Source organism: Thermostichus sp. OS-CIW-20 (genome assembly GCF_054061455.1).
This window is the reverse complement of the sequence record NZ_JBSSEF010000016.1, coordinates 34,102-51,996: the sequence shown is the minus strand read 5'-3', so window position 1 is coordinate 51,996 and position 17,895 is coordinate 34,102. Positions and strand designations below refer to the sequence as shown.

The following is a 17,895-nucleotide window of genomic DNA, read 5'->3' as shown; positions in this document are numbered from 1 at the left end:
TCAGCATCGCGTAGTGACAACGGAAACGGACAGAATGCTATCGCTTCACCGCTGAGCAGTAATGCTCAGCAGTGTTCAGCGTAAATGTATCAGCTAGGCAAATAGGGCTTCCAGTTTGTCGGCGATGGCGGCAACCCAGGCCCGCTCCTGGCGGCTGAAGCTGCGCGGCCTGTCGCTGCCCAAAATGAGGCATCCCCTCTGGCCGATGGGCTGGCAGAGAACTGCCTGGGATCCGGGGGGCAACAGGCCGTCGAACTCGGCGCGGGCGGGGAAAAATCTCAGATCCCCCAGGTAGAGGGGCTGACGTGTCTCCAATACCTGCTGCAGGGTGCCCTGAAGCTGCAGGGAGGGCAAGTGGCCGGGGCTGGCCAGGATCCCCCGCTGCAGCAGGGTGCGCCCCTCCACCCAGATCACCACGGTGCGGGCGGCGGTGGTGCTGAGCAGGGTGTGGGAAGCCCAGGCCAGCTCCAGTTTTTCCCTCTCGGACAGATCCGGGTGCCAGTCGCAACCTGGACTTCCCTGCAGGGGGGCAGCCTGGGGAGGACGCGGCTGGATCTGCTGCCACAGCAGGCCGGTCAAGATCAAAACAGCGCTGAGGAGGATCCCCAAGGCGTCGGAGCGGGACTGGCTGGCCAGCAACTCCGGCGTAAACAGCAGGCGATTGGCCAGCACAAGGACGCTGCCCAGAAGGCCGGTCACCAAAGGCAGCCGCCTCAGCCAGCGATTGGGATCCCGGGAAGCCGGAGTGGATTTAACCCTCAAAGCAGGCAGACGTCTCTCAGAGTGCCCAGTAAACCCAGTCTAGAGCTATCCAAGGCGTCAGAGGCGGCTCCAGATGCCGAGGCGCTCTTGGCGGGCTCTTTTTTGCAGGCCACCGAAGTAGCTGTCGTATTTGATGTTGTGGCTGTAGGGAGCGATGCGGGCCAGGCCGTTGCGCACCAGCATAGCGTTCATCTGCTGGCCCTCCAGCCAGACGTAGGCCTCCACCAAGCCGGTGGCATCCACATTGCGCAGCAGCTTATCCCCTTCCAGCTTGACGGTGCGGTGCAGGATGCGCTCCCGCATCAGCTCAATTGCTTGCTGGTAAAAGGGATCCTCCTCCGGGCTAAGACCTTGGATCCCGGCCAGGCGGATGAGGCGCAATTTCTGTTCCCCTTCGACCTGCACCACCAGCGTGTCACCGTTGACCACGCTCACCACCACTGCATCCGGGTAGCGATCAAAGTAGTGGTTGTCGAAGTAGAAGGGGGTATCGGGCACGACCCGCCGCTCCCCAAAGCCGTGGCCGGGCAGGGCCAAGAGCCATCCCAACACCGCAGAGCCAACAGCAATACGCCGGAACATGTCTTTCCCCCTTGCGGATAGCGGCTCCCCTCCCCCAGGGAGCGTTTGTCGGCAACACCTAAGTCGTAATGGTAGCGGCAACTGCCTGGAAGACAACCCCTTGCCAGGGATCCGATGGCCGGTTTGGGAGATGGGGATTCCTACTATGGGTGGGGGTTCTGGGCGAGAAACTCCCGATCCAAGGATAGGGGAGCAACCGGCTGGGTGAGCGTAAACTGACCGCTTACAATCCATTGTTTGAGGATCTCAGCAACTTGCATCGAGCGGCGCAGGCTGGCCAGGGGAGCGGTGCGCACCTTGCGGCCGTTGAGGGTGATGTGGCCGGATTTGAGCTGGGCATAGCTCACCAGGCCAAAGGTGGGGCGCACCCGCCGGGGGATGGAAAAGTCGATCACCGGCGCCACCAGCTCCTCATCCCGGATGGCGATGGGCTCCAGATCGGCGGGGGAAAGGATGGGGATGGGGATCCCAACCCCCAACATCAAGCTGGGGCCGTAGTTGCGGAAGTAGCAGCCCCGCACCCATTCGGCTTGCATCTGTTTGGCGTCGCCAATGAGGGCCAAGGTGGCGGCAGGGCCGATGGGGGTTTGGTTGGGCAGCCGTTTTTGCCGCGGGAAGTGTTGGGTGCCTTCCCAGGCGATGTAGCCGATGCTGCCCCCCAGAAAGATGCGGCTGCCGATCCCCACCCGGCGCAGGAGGGGGTCGTTGAGGAGGGGGGAGAGCTCACCTGGATTGGAATAGACGGCATTGCCCAGGTGCGGCTCCAGCAGGCCCAAATAGGTGTACAGGGGCCGATCCCCGCCGTTGACGCCGACAATGAAGTTTTGGTAGGCGTTGCGGGGGTTGAACAGGTAGAACTGGTTGAGCTGATCCCGCGTCAGGGTGGTCTCGTAGTCAGCGCGGGGATAGCAGTCGGTTACCTGGCCAACAGCCCGCAGGTGCACCCGCTTGCCGGCCACCAGATCGGCGATAACGTGGCCGCCCCCGTAGGGGTGATCGGCTTGCTCGCTGGGCTGGGCTGCCCCTAGGTAAAGATCCACGGCGCCAAAGCCGGCATAGGCGGGCACCCCATTTAGCCAAGCCTGGCGAATCTTGATCGGCGGATCCGTATGGCCCAGGTTGAGGATGGCCCCCGACGACTCCATCGGCTCAAAGGTGCCCGTGGTTACCACATCCACCTGCTCAAAGGCCTCCTCAAGGCTGAGGGTGGCCAGCTTGGCCTTGGCTTCCAGGGCCGTCCACACCCGCACCTGGCCTTTGGCAATGCGCCGGTTAATTTCTTCTAGAGTTCTTTCCATCGCCTTCAAAAGATGGCAAGGGTCTGGGCAGATCTCCCTCCCAGAGGGGCCACAGCGCCAATCAATATCAATAGCTTAGAGAGCCCAAAGGCGCTCGAGGGGGGAGGGTTGCCGTCGGCTGAGAGGGGGATCTTTCAGTACCCTTTCAGAGCTAGGTTGGGCATTTGCAGGGCGGCTTCCACCCGTTGCACCTGGGTTTTGAAGCTGCCATCCTGCTCCAGCCATATCTGCCTCAGGGCCGGGGGGATCACGTCCAGGCTAAACCGAGAGCTTTTGGGGCGAAATTGCACACAGGTGGAGGGACAGGCAAAGTAATCGACCCCCTGCCGGCGGCGGTGCAGGTCTTGGTGGATGTGGCCGAAGATCACCAGGCGAATGTGGTCGAACTCGTCCAAAACCTGAAACAGCCGCTCCGGCTGCTGCAGGGCACTCTGATCCAGCCAGTCGGAATCCACCGAGAAGGGGGGGTGATGCAGGGCCAAGAGAACATGGTTCTGGGCAGCCTGGCTGCGCTGCAGCTCCTGGCGGAGCCACAGCAAGGCGCCATCCGTTAGGTAGCCGCTGTCTTTGCCCGGCACCAGAGAGTTCAACAAAATAAAGCTCCAGTTCTCTCGGCTGAAGCTTTTCTCCCGGTGTACTCGCTCGGCGCAGAGCTCTGAGTTCATGTTATGAAGGCGATCGTGGTTTCCCGCCAGCCAATAGGTGTCGATGGGAAGAGCTCGCAGATGCTCCCGCAAACGGGCATAGGCGGCGGCGCTGCCATCCTGGGCGAGATCCCCGGTGAGCAGCAGCAGATCGGGCAAGGGATCCAAGGCGGCAATGGCCTTTTGCACCTGCAGGAAAGAGGTCTCCGTGTCCACCCCCAACAGCCGCTGGTGCGGCTTGGCAAACAGATGCAGGTCGCTGATCTGAACCACGTATACGGTCATAGACCAGACTGAAGGGGGATAGAAGCCCATCTCTGCAGATTTAAAACATTACCGTTTTAGCAGCAGATGTCTCGCCTGGGATCTGAAGAGCCAAATCGATCTCAATTGGTACAACCTTTATATGGATTGGGCATTGATGCAATTTCTGCAATCAGGCCTGCCTTGGCTGAGGCTTCCTAGAGCAGCTAAGATTCTCAAAAAATCTTGGAGAAAAGTCTTAAGAGACATTCAAAGAATGGCCCACATTCCTGAAGGCAGCCTGCACCTGCGGCCAGCGGGATTCTTGGGTGGAGGCAGTCAGAGTATAGAGGCGATGGTGGCGCACGGTTACCGTCACTACCTCGTGGCGGAGCTGGGATCCGATATCGGTTTGGTACTCAAACAGGTAGTAGGGCCGGCCTTGCCGCTCAAAAGCTTCGGCGGCCAACAGCTTGGTCGAGCGACCAGAGCCTTCCGGGGCGATGATCTTCTCCGCCACCAATTGCCCCACCTCGTCCGGGCCACCCAGATCGGCAATCGTCTCTCCCTTATCAAAGGGGGCAATCATCAGGCTGACGTTCTCCGTCTCGTAGACCAAGTCGCGCAGAAGCACCGCTGGCCCTTTCCCTGGCCCCAAGTTCACTGCCACCATGCCGTTGGGATAGGCAAAGGCAAAGGCTCCGCCAGGATCCCTGTAGGCGCGCAAGTTAGAGCCTGCGGAGCAGGCACCGGTGAGCAAGCTGAGGCAAACACAGAGCAGTAACAACACCCCAGAGAGCCGCTGTCCGAATCGGGCAAGATGCCCACCTTGTGCTGCTGACATGCCGGGATCCTCCGCTCAGATTGGTTACCCATCTCAATCATCCTAATATGGGCGCCTCTCCCAGGGGGAGAGGGGCTGGGGGTGAGAGCTAAGCGGCGCTCTCCAGGCTCACCTGAAACACCTCGCTAAAGGCCTTCTCGACCTTGTAGCCGGAGTCGATGGTTTCCAGCGGATCCTTGCGCAGGCGGTGGCGCAAACACAAGCTGATGACCCGGCGAATATCGGCAACGGTGACCTCGCTGCGCCCCTCCAGAGCTGCCAACGCCTTGGCTGCCCGGTTGGTGACGATATCGCCCCGCAGCCCATCCACCTCCAGCGCCGCACACACGCCGGAGATCTTCAGGCGCAACTCAGGATCCACCATCACAGTCGGCAAGAGGTGCTGGGCCTTTTCAATGCGCTCCCGCAGGCGCTGCTGGGCCTCGGCGTATTTGGCCAGAAAAGCCTGGGGGTCGGCGTCGAACTGGCTGCGCTCCTCCACGATCTGCACTCGCAGGGCCGGATCCCGCACCGTCTCGATGCGGACAAACATGCCGAAGCGATCCAAGAGTTGGGGCCGCAATTCTCCCTCTTCAGGGTTGCCGGATCCCACCAGGACAAAGCGGGCCGGGTGGCGAATGGAAATCCCTTCCCGCTCCACCGTGTTCCAGCCAGAGGCCGCCGCATCCAGCAAGACATCCACCAGGTGGTCGTCCAGGAGGTTGACCTCGTCCACGTAGAGGATGCCGCGGTTGGCCTTGGCCAAGAGCCCCGGCTCAAAAGCCTTCACCCCCTGAGACAAGGCGCGCTCGATGTCGAGAGTGCCGCAGACCCGGTCTTCCGTGGCTCCCAGGGGCAGATCCACCATCGGCACCTGGATCCAGGTGGTTTCCAGGGTTTCCCCCGCCTGCAGGCGCTCCCACACCTGGTCGCTCATCAGATCCCGCTGCCGCGGGTGGCTGTTGAACGGATCCCCCTTGACAACCTCGATCTGGGGCAGCAGATCGGCCAAGGCGCGGATGGTGGTGGACTTGCCCGTGCCGCGATCCCCCATGATCAGCACCCCGCCGATGCGGGGATCGATGACGTTGAGGAGCAGGGCCAACTTCATCTCCTCCTGGCCGACAATGGCGGTAAACGGGAAAACCGGGCGACGTTCCAAGTTCATAGAGGCAACAACGAGCATCTACCCCCATTATCCCAGAGGCCACTCCCCCTGGGCCGTCGAGATGGGCAGGAAAGAGATGGAAAGGCCGCACCAGGAACCTCAAGGCCGCTTTTCGGTCAAATAAAAAGCAGGCTCTGGGATCCCTGGCCTTTTGCCGGGAAAAACAGACAGATAGCATCAGAGCCTATACCCGGAGTGGGTTGAAGCTGGGTAAAGGCGAGAGCTACACCAAAGTAGGGAGGATCCCAAAAGCGCCAGCAACCCTGTTGAAGACCAGTTATCGGGTGGGGAGATAGCAGCGGTGTCAGGTCAAGCAAGTCGGAGACGGTGGACAGCATTCTCCATGCCCAACTTGGCCCAAAAAGGGCTGGTGGGCCTGATCTGGGCCTGTACTTGGATCCCTGTCTTGGGCATTTCCCTTGCCGTAGCCCAAACCCCGGCCACCTCTCTGGTTTTGACCGATGAACAGGTCGCCAAGTACGCCCGCATCGTCCTGGAGATGGAGCCCCACCGACAACAGGCCCAGCAGCGCTCCCAGGCCACCGCGGATCCGGCCAGCAAAGATCAAATCCGGCGGGAGTTCATTCGCACCGCCACCGAGATCATCACCCGCCACGGCATGACCGTGCCCGAATACAACCGCATTACCTTGTGGATTCGCTCCGAAGAAGGCAAAACCCTCCGACATCGCATCGAAGCCGAAATCCTGCGCCTGCAAAGCGGGGATCCCAGCGTGAGCCCTAGCCCCAAACCCTAACCCCCCTTGGATCCCCTGCAGCGCTTTGGCCTGGATGTGACGGAGGACGGAAGATAGCGGTAGGCTGGAAGCGGAGGTCAGTGCTCGTCCGTAGAGAGCGGGGGGAGAGCGATGAACGAGCCTATGTCGCCGTCAGTACGGGTGGCTGTCGAGCGCATGAAGTCTCGCTTGCGCCTGACGCGCCGCTTCGGGTTCTGGTTTCAGGCGGTTCTGGGGGCAACAGCTCTGCTGCTCTGGCTGGGATTTTTGGTTGGCCAGAATACCCTCTATCGCGACGACTCGACGGGGGCCTTTATCGCCTTCTGGTTTACCCTGTTTACCCTTCTAACCCTGGCAGCCGGTCTCTTCTTTAACTGGCGCTACCTGCTCCAGGCGGAGCGCCGCTCAGTATCCGCCGCTACCCCAAGCCAGTTGGATCTGCCCAAGCAGTTGCAATGGGTTACCTATGTCAGCCTGACCGGCGCTTTCTTGGCCCTCATCGCTATGGAGGCGCAGGTGGGAGAGCTGCTGGTGCGGCTGTTTACCCGCACGCTGAGCACCCAGACGGCAGGAGTGCTGCTGCTGGCTGCCAATATCAACGTTACCTTTGCCCACTTCGTCTGCTTGGCAGGGGTGCTCTGGATTACCGGCGCCCTCGACCGCGAGCCCTGAACCCCAGCCAGCCAGTCTCAGCTTTGCAAGGCAGAGAATCAGGCCTGCGGCGCAGCGGCCTGCCCCAAACCTGCCCCAACTAAAACTACCCCCCCGCCAGAACAAGAGGGGTAAGCAAAAGCAGTCCCAAAGTCCGTAGTTGCCAATCGCAGATTCCGAGGGCTTCACTTAAAGCCCACCGCCGCCTGCCAAACAAAAGCCAGCAGGAAAAACAAAACGGGGATAATCGGCAAAATGTCGATCAGGGGATCGAACAACTCATAGCCTTCTGGCAAAGCCGCCAGGAGCATCATCGCAGGCATGACAACAAACCTCGACAAGAAGGAAGTGGAGCTGGAGAAACTGCTCTTTTTCAGGATTGATAGAGAGTTTAACATTGCCGGGCGGAGATTCCCGCTAAGGTCAAGAAATGTAAACGGAAAATGCCTCAGAGAACCCCCATATTGGAGAGGCCCAAGATCACCCCCACGCCCAGCAGATGGCCGAAGCTGGCGACCCCCAGCACTTCCGGCCAGGTCATCCCCAACACAGGCCCGGTTTCTGAAGCCACACCCGAAGAGGACTTGAAGCTTAGGTAGGCCAGCCCTGTGCAGAGCAGGATAATCACCGCGCTCAGGGGAGACCAAGGGCTGGTTTGGGCAGTCATAGCCAACGGCGCAACAATGGGCAGCATGGTTTTCCTCCTCAGCTCAGGTTAACCGCCCCCTAGATTACCCCCATTCCGCAACTCCCAAAGGGCTCCCCACATGAATTGCAACAGAGGCCGCAACAAAACCTCACACTGTGGCTTCTTCTGGCCTCATGGCCGATCTACCCCTCGCCGGGAACGGTCGAGACGGGCTGGAGTTGGCAAGAAAAATCCGGCCTGGGCCAACGAGGGGAGCAGCTCTCTGCCGTATACTAACGAAAGTTAACAAATTGTTCTCTTCCCCCGCTTTTGAGGTGATGACCTGGCTTTGTTGCCTTAATCCATCCTCACCGTCTGCGCTGTGCACACCCAAGGATGGCTGCCGATGACTGCTGCTGCGACTCCGCAACCGGATCCCAAGCCTTTTGCGTTACCCCGTGAGCTGTTGGGGCCGCCGCCAGAATTTTGGAATCCCACCCTGCTGATGTTTTTGGCGGCGGTGGCGCTTTCGGCCTCTTGCTTTGGCGGGTACGCCTTTTGGCATTGGCCCCGCTGGCTGGTGTTTTGGCTGAATTTTGTCGCCCTGTATGTTCTGGGCACAGTGATCCACGATGCCTCGCACGGCTCGGCCCACCGCAACCGCTTTTTAAACGAGGCGCTGGGCCATGGCTCTGCCCTGTTACAGGGCTTTGTCTATCCGGTCTTTAAGCGGGTGCACATGCAACACCATGCCCACGTCAACCATCCCGAAGACGATCCCGATCACTATGTGTCTACGGGCGGGCCGCTGTGGCTAATTGCGCCGCGCTTTTTCTACCATGAGGTGTTTTTCTTCAAGCGGCAGCTCTGGCGCAAAGGTCGCTGGGATCTGCTGCAATGGGGGCTGAGTCGGCTGGTGGTGATCCTAACGTTTGCGCTGGCCATTCACTTTGGCTACACCGACTACATCATGAACTATTGGCTGCCCCCCGCCTTTATTATGGGCTTCTTGTTGGGCCTGTTTTTCGACTATCTGCCCCATCGCCCTTTTCAATCCCAAGAGCGGTGGTACAACGCCAGGGTTTACCCTGGCTGGCTGACCAATATTCTGCTGCTGGGGCAAAACTATCACTTGATCCACCATCTCTGGCCCTCGGTTCCCTGGTACAAGTATCAGGCGGCCTACTGGGCGGCCAAACCTGAGCTGGACGCGCGTAACTGCCAGCAAACGCTGGGGATCTGGGAGAGAGGGGAGTTTTGGAGCTTTTTGTACGACGCGCTGATTGGCCTGCACTGGCACAAGCCCAACGGGCCAACCCGTTCCGCTGCGCCAGCCGATCCAGAATCTGCGGGATCCGCTGCGGATCTGAGGCTTAGTTAACATGGTCTTGCCGACGCTGCGGATCCCTCAGTTGCTGCTGTTTGTGGAGGCGGCCAGCTTGCTGCAGGACACCAGCCAGGTTCTCTTACAGGCCGGTCAGGCGACGGCGGATTTGCCAGAGGTGATTGCGGAAGCGCAAGCGCGGGCGGAAGCCCAATTGCAAACCCTTGGGATCCCGGCAGAGTTGCGGGCGCAGGCCCGAGGGATCCTGAGGCTGACTTCGCCGCCGCAGGTGCTGGCCTACCTGCAGGATTTGTTGGACAGGGGATCCGGCCCCGATTTGGAAGCCTTTTTGGAGCAGGCGGGATCCGGCTCTACCCTGTTGCGCTTTCCGCCCCTGTTGGTGGGGGCTGTGGCTTTGCAGGTGTTGCTGGAGCGGCTGGATTTTTCTCCGCAAGAGAAAGCTGTGTTGCAAGCCCAACGGGATCAATGGGAACAGGCCCTGGCAGAATTGGCCGCTCGCCACAAGGTTTCCCCAGAGCCGCTGCGGGCTGCTGCGGAGACAGCGCTGCGGGCTGCCTCAGCAGAAGAGCTGCTGCAACTGGGGCAGGATCTCTTTCAAGATCTCCAGGATCTCGCCGGGGCCGATTCTGAGCCGGAAGCCGAGTCTCAGGTGGAGCTGGCGGGGCCTCTGGTGTTCCTGATGGTGGCCGATCACCTGTTGGCCCAGACAGAGCATCCCCTCACCCCGGAGCAGCGGCTGGACTTACAAATCAACCGCGCCGAGGCAGAAAGCCGCCTTTTGGCCATGCAAAAGCTGGGCCGTCTTGAAAACTTGGCGGAGCAGCGGGCTTACATTCGCTCCTGGATTAACCAAACTTCTGTACCGGATTTGCTGCGGGCCTTGGATCGCTTTTTTGCGGCGTCTGAACCCAACGCGTGAGGCCTGCAGATCACCAGAGGTTCCGTATCCTCTATGCTGGAGGCAAAGGGATCCCGCTTGAGGCGCGAAAGTGGACTGGGGCAGCCTATTTTGGATTTTTTTGATCTTCAGCTCGTTGCAACCCCTGTTGAACCGTCGCGCCCAGGAGTTTCGCCGTTTGTTGGCGATCCGGGAGTTGGAGCAGAAGCGGGGCAGCCGGGTGATTTTGCTCATCCACCGCCAGGAGTCGATTAGTTTTTTGGGGATCTCGGTTTCCCGCTACATCAGCATCGAGGACTCGGAGCAGGTTTTGCGGGCGATCCGCCTCACCCCGCCCAACACCCCCATTGATTTGATTCTGCACACCTCTGGCGGCCTGGTGCTGGCCACCGAGCAAATTGCCCGCGCCCTGATCCGGCACCCGGCCAAGGTGACGGTGTTTGTGCCCCACTACGCCATGTCGGGGGGGACGATGCTGGCCCTGGCCGCCGATGAAATCGTCATGGATGCCAATGCGGTGCTGGGGCCGGTGGATCCCCAGTTGGGCGGCTATGCTGCGGCCAGTATTCTGCAGGTGGTGGCGGAAAAGCCCATTGCCGAGATCGACGACCAGACTCTGATCCTGGCAGATCTGGCCCGCAAGGCGATGCACCAGGTGCAGAACTTTGTGCGGGAGCTGCTCAAGGACGATGTGCCCAAGCGCAAAATTGCCCCCGAACGCATCGAGCCCCTCATCCAGGCCCTGACCAGCGGGCGGGTGACCCACGACTACCCGATTACGGCTGAAGAAGCGCGGGAGCTGGGCCTGCCCATCTCCACCGAGTTGCCGCCCCAGATCTACGCCCTGATGGACTTGTACCCCCAGGCCAGCATGGGCCGTCCTTCCGTGCAGTACATTCCCACCCCCTACGATTCCCGCCCCTCTCCACCCGGCGGCGGGTCTCGCTAGGGCGAACTCTGGGCGTAGGTGTCTATGGCTTCTCGACGCAACCCTTCCGCCCGCCGAAACAGCTCTTGCCCAGTGTGCAGGTGGCGATCGTCAAAGTTCAGCGGGAAATAGCTCAGCTCCTCCAGGGCATCTTCCAAGTGGTTGAGGGCATAGTAGAGGCGAGAAGCCACCCCCCCTAGGCTGCTGGGATTGGGAAGGCGGCGAAAGATCTGCTGAGCTTGGGCCAGTTTCTGCGTACACTCCTCCAGATACAGGCCAAAGGCCTCCAGCAAATCGGGATCAAAAGGATCTGCCGCTAAGGCATTTAACTGCGGCTTGAGAGAAGACAGTAAAGGCCCCAAAACTCGGTTCAGAGGAGTGTAGACCTGCCGAATCCAGGCTTCGCGGGCAATAGCCTCCTGGCTGACCGTCTCCGAGGGGGAGCCCGTCGGCTGAGGGTGGCGCGAGGCCCAGCTAGCGCGCAGTTGTCGGTCGTACTCGCGGCGGGCTTGCGGATCCTTGAGCACCGCGTAGGCGGCGTTGATCTGGCGAATGCGTTCAGCAGCAGCCCCGTCTTTTTTGGCCAGCAGGCTGTCGGGATGGTGGTACTTGACCAAACGGCGATAGGCAGACTTGATCTCCGCTGCCGTCGCCAGCACCGAAACCCCCAACACTTCGTAGTGGGAAACTGCTTCAGACCCGCTCCCCATCATTTCGTTCTCAGGACAAACGCTCATATTGTACCTGGAGCCTACAATAAGGGTGAGTTTTCCGGTGCTGCCCCATGCCGTCCTCCCCCCATCCCCTCAGCGCCCTCTTGGGGGCTGCCTTTGCTGCCAGTTTGGGCTATGGGTTCCTACAATTGCTGCTCTCGATGCTGGCCAAGTTGCCGCCCATCGACCTGGAAAGCGGATCCCTGGCGCGGGGGATCAGCATTCTGGTGCGCTACCTGCTGGTGGGATCCGTTTCCCTGATCGCCTTCATGTTTTTCATGGTGGGCTTGGGGCTGGCGGCCTACTCGGTGCAGTTGCTGGGGGAAAGGCTGACCTCCTCCCGACGCTAGCTCTAGAAGAGCTGTGAGCCTGCTGGCCAACAGATCGCGCCGGAGGCTACCCTCCAGCCTCTCGCTCAGGTTGGACACTAGTTTGACCAAAACCTTGGCGGCGCAGGCCCCGCGCCCTCTTTCATCCCTCCGTATACGGGGGGGAAAGAAGGAGGCGTGCGGTGGCAATCTCACCGGTACGTCTGCGTAGCTCGCGATGAGCAAGAAAGAATTCCCGCCCCTTGGGGCTGGGGAGAACGTCAATCATTTGACAGGTGCGGTTGCAGGCGCTGGCTGACCAAGGTGCGCCCCTCTTGGGTGTAGAGCTGCCAGTAGTTCCAGTAGTTGCCAAAGACAGACTTGACATAGCCACGGGTTTCGGCGAAGGGGATCTGCTCCACAAATTCATCGGGATCCTCAAAGCCGAAGCGGCTCAGCCACCTGGCCACGTTGCCGGGGCCGCCGTTGTAGCTGGCCAGGGCCAGGAGGGTGTTGTCTTGGTAGGTGCGGTGGGTGTAGTCGAAGTACCAGGATCCCAGGTGAAGATTGTCGGCGGGGTTGGTGAGGCTGTACTGGGCTAGGCCGATTTTTTGGGCAATCCAGCGGCCGGTGGCAGGCATCACCTGCATCAGGCCCAGCGCTCCCGAGGCCGAGACGATCTCTGGCTCAAAGCGGGATTCCTGGCGGATCAGGGCCGCCACCATCAAGGGATTGAGGTTAAATTGCCGCGACCAGCGGGCCAGGCCGGGCTGGGCGTAGGGATCCCTTTCCCAGGTGTTTTCTGGGCTGGCGTAGTAGTGCAGCGGGTAGATGGCCTGCCAGAAATCCTGGCGCTGTCTCAGGGTCGGCAGCAGCGGGTCGGGCTCGGCGCTAAAGCGCAGGGCAGCCACCTGGTTGATGCCCCGCAGGTGCTCGCCGGCGTTGTTGCGCAAAATGCCGCTGGCAAAGCGCTCGGCCACGCTCATCTGGCCGGGATCCCGTTGCAGCAGAGCCATTTCCCCCTGCCAGCGCTCCCAGGCCAGTTGGCCAGCGCCAATGAGATGCAGGGTCTGGGTAGCCTCGGAAACGGCGGGCAAAGGTTGGCGAACGGGCTGAAAATCCACCTCAACCCTTTGGCGGCCGCTGGAGAAATCTCCTACTGGCCAGCCCAGTTGCGCCGCCGCCCGCCAGGCGTAGTAGGTGTGGGGAAACTGCCGCAGCACCTGCTGATAGGTTTGCCGCGCCGCAGCCACCTCCCCCAGCCGTTCCCGCCATTTGCCGGCCCAGTAGAGCAGTTGCGCCCCCATTTCCGTATCCCGCTGGGCCAAGCCAATCTGCTGGGCTAGAGCAATGGCTTGGCTGAGATTGCCCGTTTGCGCCTGGCGCCAAGCCACCGTCCAGGCGGCGGTGGCCGCGGCTTCGCTGACTGGGAAGCGCTCCCAAAGGGTCTGCCGCACCGCCTGGGCCGATTGCGGGCTGCCGTTGCGGTCATACAGTTGGCTGAGGCTGAGCAACGCTTCTGGAGCTTCTCTATCCGAGCCGGATCCCACCTGGCGAAGCAAGTCGATCGCCGTCGGCAGGTCGCTCAGTTCCGCCAAACGGCGGCGGGTGAGAGAAGCCTCTGGCCCATCGGGAAACTGTGCCAGCAGCGCTTGGTAAGCCGCTCTCGCCTGGGGCAACTCCCGCGAGATCTGGTGGCTGCGCCCCTGGCGGTAGAGATTGCGAGAGGTGGTGGGGGCACGCCCGTAGGCGCGGGCGGCTTTGCCGTACTCCCGCTGCTCCCAATAGGCATCGGCCAGGATCTGCCAATCGGAGGCCGTGAGGGATCCCTCTTGGGCTTGCCGCCAGCGATCCAGCAGCGGCGTTAACCCAGGGGTTTGCGGGTGGTGCAAGGCCAGATCCCGCAGCAGGTCATACCGGTCAGGATCCAGCTCCAGCAGGTGCTTGAGGGCGCGGGCCGTCAGGGGGTGGGTGGGAAATTGCCGCCGCAACTGATCCACCTGGCCCATTCCCCAGAGGGCGTAGGCGGCCACCGGGCTGTGGGGATACTCCTGCAAGATCTTGGGCCACCAGATCTGGCGGGCTGTTTCTCGATCCCCCAGCTTTTCATAAGCCTGAGCCCTGAGCTTCCAGATCTCGTCGGTGAGAACTGGCAGCTTTTCTTCCAAGCCCTGCAGGTGCTCCAGGGCCGCTTGCGCTTGGCCGGCCTGCAGGGCTTTGTAGGCGCGCAAAAAGGCGGCGCCAGAAGTCGAGCTCAGGGGTGCTGGAGGCGCCGCCGCCATCTCGACAGGTTCTGCCCAGGAGGAGGCGTAAAAGCCCCACAGGACGCCGCCCAGTACTCCGCCTGCTGCTAAGGTCGCGGCAAGCCATCGCCTCCAGAGTTGCCGGTGGCTTGTTCTGCTCTGCATGCCTCCCTTCCCCAGCGTCCTTGACTAGGATACCCAATGGGGAGGCGCTGAGCCAGGACAAGTAACCTCAACGAGGAGGAGGCCAGTTGGCAATGGGAACCGGCTCGATAAGCTCCGCCAAGGGAAACCCTAGGATCTGGGCGTAGAAATAAAGCTCTGCCTCCAGGGCCCGTTTGAGGTTGGCTGCCTGGCGAAAGCCGTGCTGCTCACCGGCAAAAGGGACATAGGCCACCGGGATCCCCTTGGCCTGCAGGGCAGCCACCATCCTCTCTGCTTGGTTGGGAGGGACGATGGCGTCCTCCAGGCCTTGAAAGAAGATAACGGGGCAGTTGAGACCCTCCAGGTGGTGGATGGGAGAGCGCTCCCGGTAGAGATCCCGCCGCTCCGGGTAGGGGCCAATTAAGCTGTCCAAGTAGTGGGACTCAAACTTGTGGGTCTCCTGGGCTAGGGCCTCTAGATCGCTCACCCCGTAGTAGCTGGCGCCGGCCTTGAAGACGGTGTGAAACGTCAGGGCCGCCAGGGTGGTGTAGCCGCCGGCGCTGCCGCCGCGAATGAGCAGCCGCTCCCCGTCCACCTTGCCCTGGGCTGCCAAGAATTGGGCCCCAGCGATGCAATCTTCCACGTCCACAAGGCCCCAGCGGCCCTTGAGGGCCTCCCGGTAGGCCCGCCCATAGCCGCTGCTGCCGCGGTAGTTGACATCCAAAACGGCAATCCCGCGGCTGGTCCAGTATTGGATCCCCAGGTCGAGCACGGCTGCCGTCGCCCCTGTGGGCCCACCGTGGCTTTTCACGAGCAGGGGCGGTTTTTCGCCGGCAGGGGCCACGAAGTCGCGGTTTTTGGGGGGATAGAAGAAACCGTAGGCCACTGCCCCGCCTGAGGTGGGAAAGGCGATGGGTTCGGGGATCGACAAGTACTCCGGCTCTACCGCCACGCTGCTAGAACGGGCCACCACCTCCACTTGGCTGGAGGGTAAGTCTAGGCAGACCAAGGCAGTGGCTTCCGTCGGGGATCCGGCCAGGAAAGCGGCTTTTTCCCCACTTACCTGCAGATTGTGGATCTCGGTGTAGGGCAAAGGGATCTCTTCCTGTTGCCCCGACTGGGGATCCAGGTAGGCCAAATGGCACAGACCCCCCTGTTGGTAGCAGGCCAGGATGCGCCCATCGCCACAGAAGCCGTAGGTGCTCAGGCCAAACACCCACTGCGGCTCTCCAAACTCCGCTTCCATAGGGCAGAGGGGAATGGGGCCCTGGGGATCCCAGCGATAGAGGTTCCACCAGCCGCTGCAATCGGAAACAAAGTAGAGATCCCCTTGCGGTGACCACTGGGGCTGGAAGATCGACTCGGCAGGGCCACCGGCCAGCTTTTGAGGTTCTCCCAAGCTGCCGTCAGGGTTCACCTCAGACCGCCACAGCTCTGTGCCGTCCCAGGGCATTTGGGGGTGATCCCAGCTCAGCCAGACCAGCGTGCGGCCATCGGGGCTCAGCCGCGGGCTGGCATAGAAGTCGTGGCCCCTGGCCAGAACCTGCTGGGATCCGCTTTCTAGATCGATGGCGACCAGCGTATTTTCCGGCTCTCTCTGACGGCTGTGATCCTCGCGCACGCAGAGGATGCGTCGGAATGCCCTGTCCACCACCCCGTCGGCATAGCGGTAGGGGCCTGGCTCGGTGAGGGGCTGGGGATCCGAACCCGGCAACAGGCGGTAGAGCCGTTGATCGGCAAAGTTGCAGAAATACACCACCCCCTCAGAGACCCAGTAGGCCCCGCCGCCGTACTCGTGCACGCGGGTGCGCACGTTAAAAGGGGCCGGCGTCAGCTCCTGCACCGCCCCACCGGCAGCTTGCCGCCTCAGCACGTTGCGCCCCTTTTCCTGGGGGCGACCCTCCGTCCAGTAGAGATCCCCCTGATCCCAAACCATCTGTCCCAAGTGCAGGGATCCCGTCACCACCAGGTCAGCGGTAATCGGGGATCGCCAAGATCCATAGCCAGCCTGTTGCACCATAAGCTGCTAACTCTCAACTAATTCTCGACCCCAGAACCCCTATTATGCCGGCAGCAAGGGATCCCTGCCTTTGCCTACAGCCTGCGGGGAAAGGGCTCGGATTCTGGGAAAAGGTATCCCACGATACAATTCTCTCCGGGCCGAATGGGTTTGATGGAACACGTTAAGGCAACAGGGATGCACAACGCTTTCTCGACTGCAGGATTAGCCTTTCCCCTGTTGACGTTGGGAAGGCATTCGGTGAAAGCCTCAGCCGACTGCAGTTGGGCAGGTTCAACACATGGGCGAGGTGATGAGCTAAGTGCTTCCCCCCGTTGGCCGGGCTGCTGCAACAACTGGACTTCTTAATACCCTTTGCACTCACTTCGTTTCGGAGATCACCGATGGCTCTATCATTTAATCGTCGTCAAGTGCTGAAAATGGGTGCTCTGGCTGGAGCCGGGGCTGCCCTAGGGCCGCAGATCTGGGTGAAGCGGTCTGTGCCCGCCTACGCCCAGGGAGAGACCATTCGCGTTGGCATTTTGCACTCCCTCAGCGGCACCATGGCCATTTCGGAAACCAGCGTGGTGGATGCGGAAAAGCTGGCTATCAAAGAGATCAATGCCGCCGGTGGGGTTTTGGGCAAGCAGATCGAGCCGATTATCGAGGATGGGGCTTCCGATTGGCCAACCTTTGCCGAGAAAGCCACCAAATTGATCGATGTGGACAAGGTGGCAACGGTATTCGGCTGCTGGACTTCGGCCAGTCGCAAAGCCGTGTTGCCGGTGTTTGAATCCAAGCAGCACCTGCTCTGGTATCCCGTGCAGTACGAAGGACAAGAGTGCTCCAAAAACATCTTCTACACCGGCGCTGCCCCCAACCAGCAGATCGAGCCTTCGGTGGAATGGCTGCTCAAGAACAAGGGCAAAGAGTTCTTCCTGGTGGGATCCGACTACGTGTTCCCCCGCACGGCCAACACCATCATCAAGGCCCAGTTGGAAGCCCTGGGGGGCAAAGTGGTGGGTGAAGACTATCTGCCTTTGGGCAACACAGAAGTTACCCCCATCATCAGCAAGATCCGGGCCGCTCTTCCCAATGGCGGTGTGATCTACAACAGCTTGAACGGCGACAGCAACGTGGCCTTTTTCAAACAACTGAAAGGGGCAGGGCTGGGGCCGGATCGTTATCCTTCCATGTCCGTCAGCATTGCCGAAGAAGAGGTGCAGGCCATTGGCCCCGAATTTTTGGAAGGGCACTTTGCCGCCTGGAACTACTTTATGACGGTGGATACGCCTGCCAACAAGAAGTTTGTGGAGGCTTTCAAGGCAGAATACGGCCAAAACCGCGTCACCAACGACCCGATGGAAGCCGCCTACATCATGGTTTACATCTGGAAGCAGGCAGTGGAAAAAGCGGGAACAGTAGAAATCGACGCCGTGCGGCAGGCAGCCTACGGCCAGACCTTCGATGCCCCTGAAGGCTTGGTAACCATGAACACCAATCACCACCTGACCAAGTATGTGCGGATCGGCCAGGTGCGCTCTGACGGTTTGTTTGATGTCATCTTTTCTACGGATGCCGTGGAGCCGCAGCCCTGGAACCAGTTTGTGGCAGAGACCAAGGGCTTTGCCTGCGATTGGTCAGATCCGGCCAAGGGCGGTCGCTACAAAGTCAGCTAGTCCTGGCCAGGGCTGGGATCCCTTGCCGTTTGGATAGGGTCGGGGATCCCGCCTAGATGCTCGGTTAGCCTCCCTAGTTTAGTTGGAAGGAGGATCCCCTGCC

General features: G+C 60.9%; 18 protein-coding genes. 7 read left to right on the top strand and 11 right to left on the bottom strand.

Translation table 11 applies throughout. The annotated features are described in order from the left end of the window. Positions 1-93: 93 nt before the first annotated feature. The 6 genes from ACVWXC_RS07605 to bchI all read right to left on the bottom strand — a co-directional run bounded on the left by ACVWXC_RS07605 (position 94) and on the right by bchI (position 5,520). The gene (locus tag ACVWXC_RS07605) at positions 94-762 is read right to left on the bottom strand and encodes a cofactor assembly of complex C subunit B (protein ID WP_011430759.1); all 669 of its coding nucleotides are present in this window, start codon (positions 760-762) and stop codon (positions 94-96) included. A 57-nt stretch (positions 763-819) separates the two neighbouring features. Continuing rightward, a complete protein-coding gene (locus ACVWXC_RS07600; protein ID WP_011430760.1) occupies positions 820-1,344 on the bottom strand; it encodes a thermonuclease family protein in 525 nt (174 codons plus the stop codon). Positions 1,345-1,487: 143 nt separating this feature from the next. Next, positions 1,488-2,642 (bottom strand): homocysteine biosynthesis protein, encoded by a 1,155-nt coding sequence (locus ACVWXC_RS07595; protein ID WP_457391869.1) that lies wholly within the window; start codon positions 2,640-2,642, stop codon positions 1,488-1,490. A gap of 134 nt (positions 2,643-2,776) precedes the next feature. Next, complete coding sequence (cpdA, locus tag ACVWXC_RS07590; protein ID WP_041438436.1) at positions 2,777-3,571, bottom strand: 3',5'-cyclic-AMP phosphodiesterase; 795 nt, start codon at positions 3,569-3,571, stop codon at positions 2,777-2,779. A 217-nt stretch (positions 3,572-3,788) separates the two neighbouring features. After that, positions 3,789-4,373 (bottom strand): photosystem II reaction center PsbP, encoded by a 585-nt coding sequence (gene psbP / locus ACVWXC_RS07585; protein WP_071813523.1) that lies wholly within the window; start codon positions 4,371-4,373, stop codon positions 3,789-3,791. Positions 4,374-4,461: 88 nt separating this feature from the next. Then, entirely contained in the window at positions 4,462-5,520 is a 1,059-nt protein-coding gene (gene bchI, locus ACVWXC_RS07580) for a magnesium chelatase ATPase subunit I (RefSeq protein ID WP_011430756.1), read from the bottom strand. Positions 5,521-5,863: 343 nt separating this feature from the next. Between bchI and ACVWXC_RS07575 the strand changes: the two genes are divergently transcribed. Both ACVWXC_RS07575 and ACVWXC_RS07570 read left to right on the top strand, forming a co-directional pair. Next, positions 5,864-6,277, top strand: a complete 414-nt coding sequence (locus ACVWXC_RS07575) for a DUF4168 domain-containing protein (RefSeq protein ID WP_011430755.1) — start codon at positions 5,864-5,866, stop codon at positions 6,275-6,277. A 111-nt stretch (positions 6,278-6,388) separates the two neighbouring features. Beyond that, positions 6,389-6,928 (top strand): DUF3611 family protein, encoded by a 540-nt coding sequence (locus ACVWXC_RS07570; protein WP_099813050.1) that lies wholly within the window; start codon positions 6,389-6,391, stop codon positions 6,926-6,928. 164 nt (positions 6,929-7,092) lie between these two features. On the opposite strand, the gene ACVWXC_RS07565 is transcribed toward ACVWXC_RS07570, so the two are convergent. Then, entirely contained in the window at positions 7,093-7,230 is a 138-nt protein-coding gene (locus ACVWXC_RS07565) for a photosystem II reaction center protein K (protein ID WP_011430753.1), read from the bottom strand. A 125-nt stretch (positions 7,231-7,355) separates the two neighbouring features. Further along, positions 7,356-7,601: a photosystem I reaction center subunit PsaK gene (gene psaK, locus ACVWXC_RS07560; RefSeq protein ID WP_011430752.1), complete on the bottom strand. Its 246-nt coding sequence runs from the start codon at positions 7,599-7,601 to the stop codon at positions 7,356-7,358. Positions 7,602-7,941: 340 nt separating this feature from the next. Here psaK and ACVWXC_RS07555 point away from each other — a divergent pair, with 340 nt between their 5' ends. The 3 genes from ACVWXC_RS07555 (at position 7,942) to ACVWXC_RS07545 (ending at position 10,727) form a co-directional block, all read left to right on the top strand. Continuing rightward, positions 7,942-8,916 (top strand): fatty acid desaturase, encoded by a 975-nt coding sequence (locus ACVWXC_RS07555; RefSeq protein WP_011430751.1) that lies wholly within the window; start codon positions 7,942-7,944, stop codon positions 8,914-8,916. Position 8,917: 1 nt separating this feature from the next. Continuing rightward, positions 8,918-9,799, top strand: a complete 882-nt coding sequence (locus ACVWXC_RS07550; protein WP_099813051.1) for a hypothetical protein — start codon at positions 8,918-8,920, stop codon at positions 9,797-9,799. Positions 9,800-9,869: 70 nt separating this feature from the next. Beyond that, positions 9,870-10,727 carry an SDH family Clp fold serine proteinase gene (locus ACVWXC_RS07545; protein WP_457391873.1) on the top strand — a complete coding sequence of 286 codons (858 nt, stop codon included), beginning with the start codon at positions 9,870-9,872 and terminating at the stop codon, positions 10,725-10,727. Here ACVWXC_RS07545 and ACVWXC_RS07540 read toward each other — a convergent pair. Then, entirely contained in the window at positions 10,724-11,443 is a 720-nt protein-coding gene (locus ACVWXC_RS07540; RefSeq protein ID WP_240527848.1) for a J domain-containing protein, read from the bottom strand. The two genes, ACVWXC_RS07545 and ACVWXC_RS07540, sit on opposite strands and share 4 nt — an antisense overlap. 47 nt (positions 11,444-11,490) lie before the next feature. On the opposite strand from ACVWXC_RS07540, the gene ACVWXC_RS07535 reads away from it, so the two are divergent. Next, positions 11,491-11,769, top strand: coding sequence for a DUF3082 domain-containing protein (locus ACVWXC_RS07535; protein ID WP_011430747.1), 279 nt, complete (start codon positions 11,491-11,493; stop codon positions 11,767-11,769). A gap of 239 nt (positions 11,770-12,008) precedes the next feature. On the opposite strand, the gene ACVWXC_RS07530 is transcribed toward ACVWXC_RS07535, so the two are convergent. Then, a complete protein-coding gene (locus tag ACVWXC_RS07530) occupies positions 12,009-14,009 on the bottom strand; it encodes a lytic transglycosylase domain-containing protein (RefSeq protein WP_457391875.1) in 2,001 nt (666 codons plus the stop codon). A gap of 193 nt (positions 14,010-14,202) precedes the next feature. Next, entirely contained in the window at positions 14,203-16,134 is a 1,932-nt protein-coding gene (locus ACVWXC_RS07525) for a S9 family peptidase (protein ID WP_457391877.1), read from the bottom strand. 383 nt (positions 16,135-16,517) lie between these two features. Between ACVWXC_RS07525 and urtA the strand changes: the two genes are divergently transcribed. Further along, the gene (gene urtA / locus ACVWXC_RS07520; RefSeq protein WP_414374653.1) at positions 16,518-17,792 is read left to right on the top strand and encodes an urea ABC transporter substrate-binding protein; all 1,275 of its coding nucleotides are present in this window, start codon (positions 16,518-16,520) and stop codon (positions 17,790-17,792) included. Positions 17,793-17,895 lie beyond the last annotated feature (103 nt).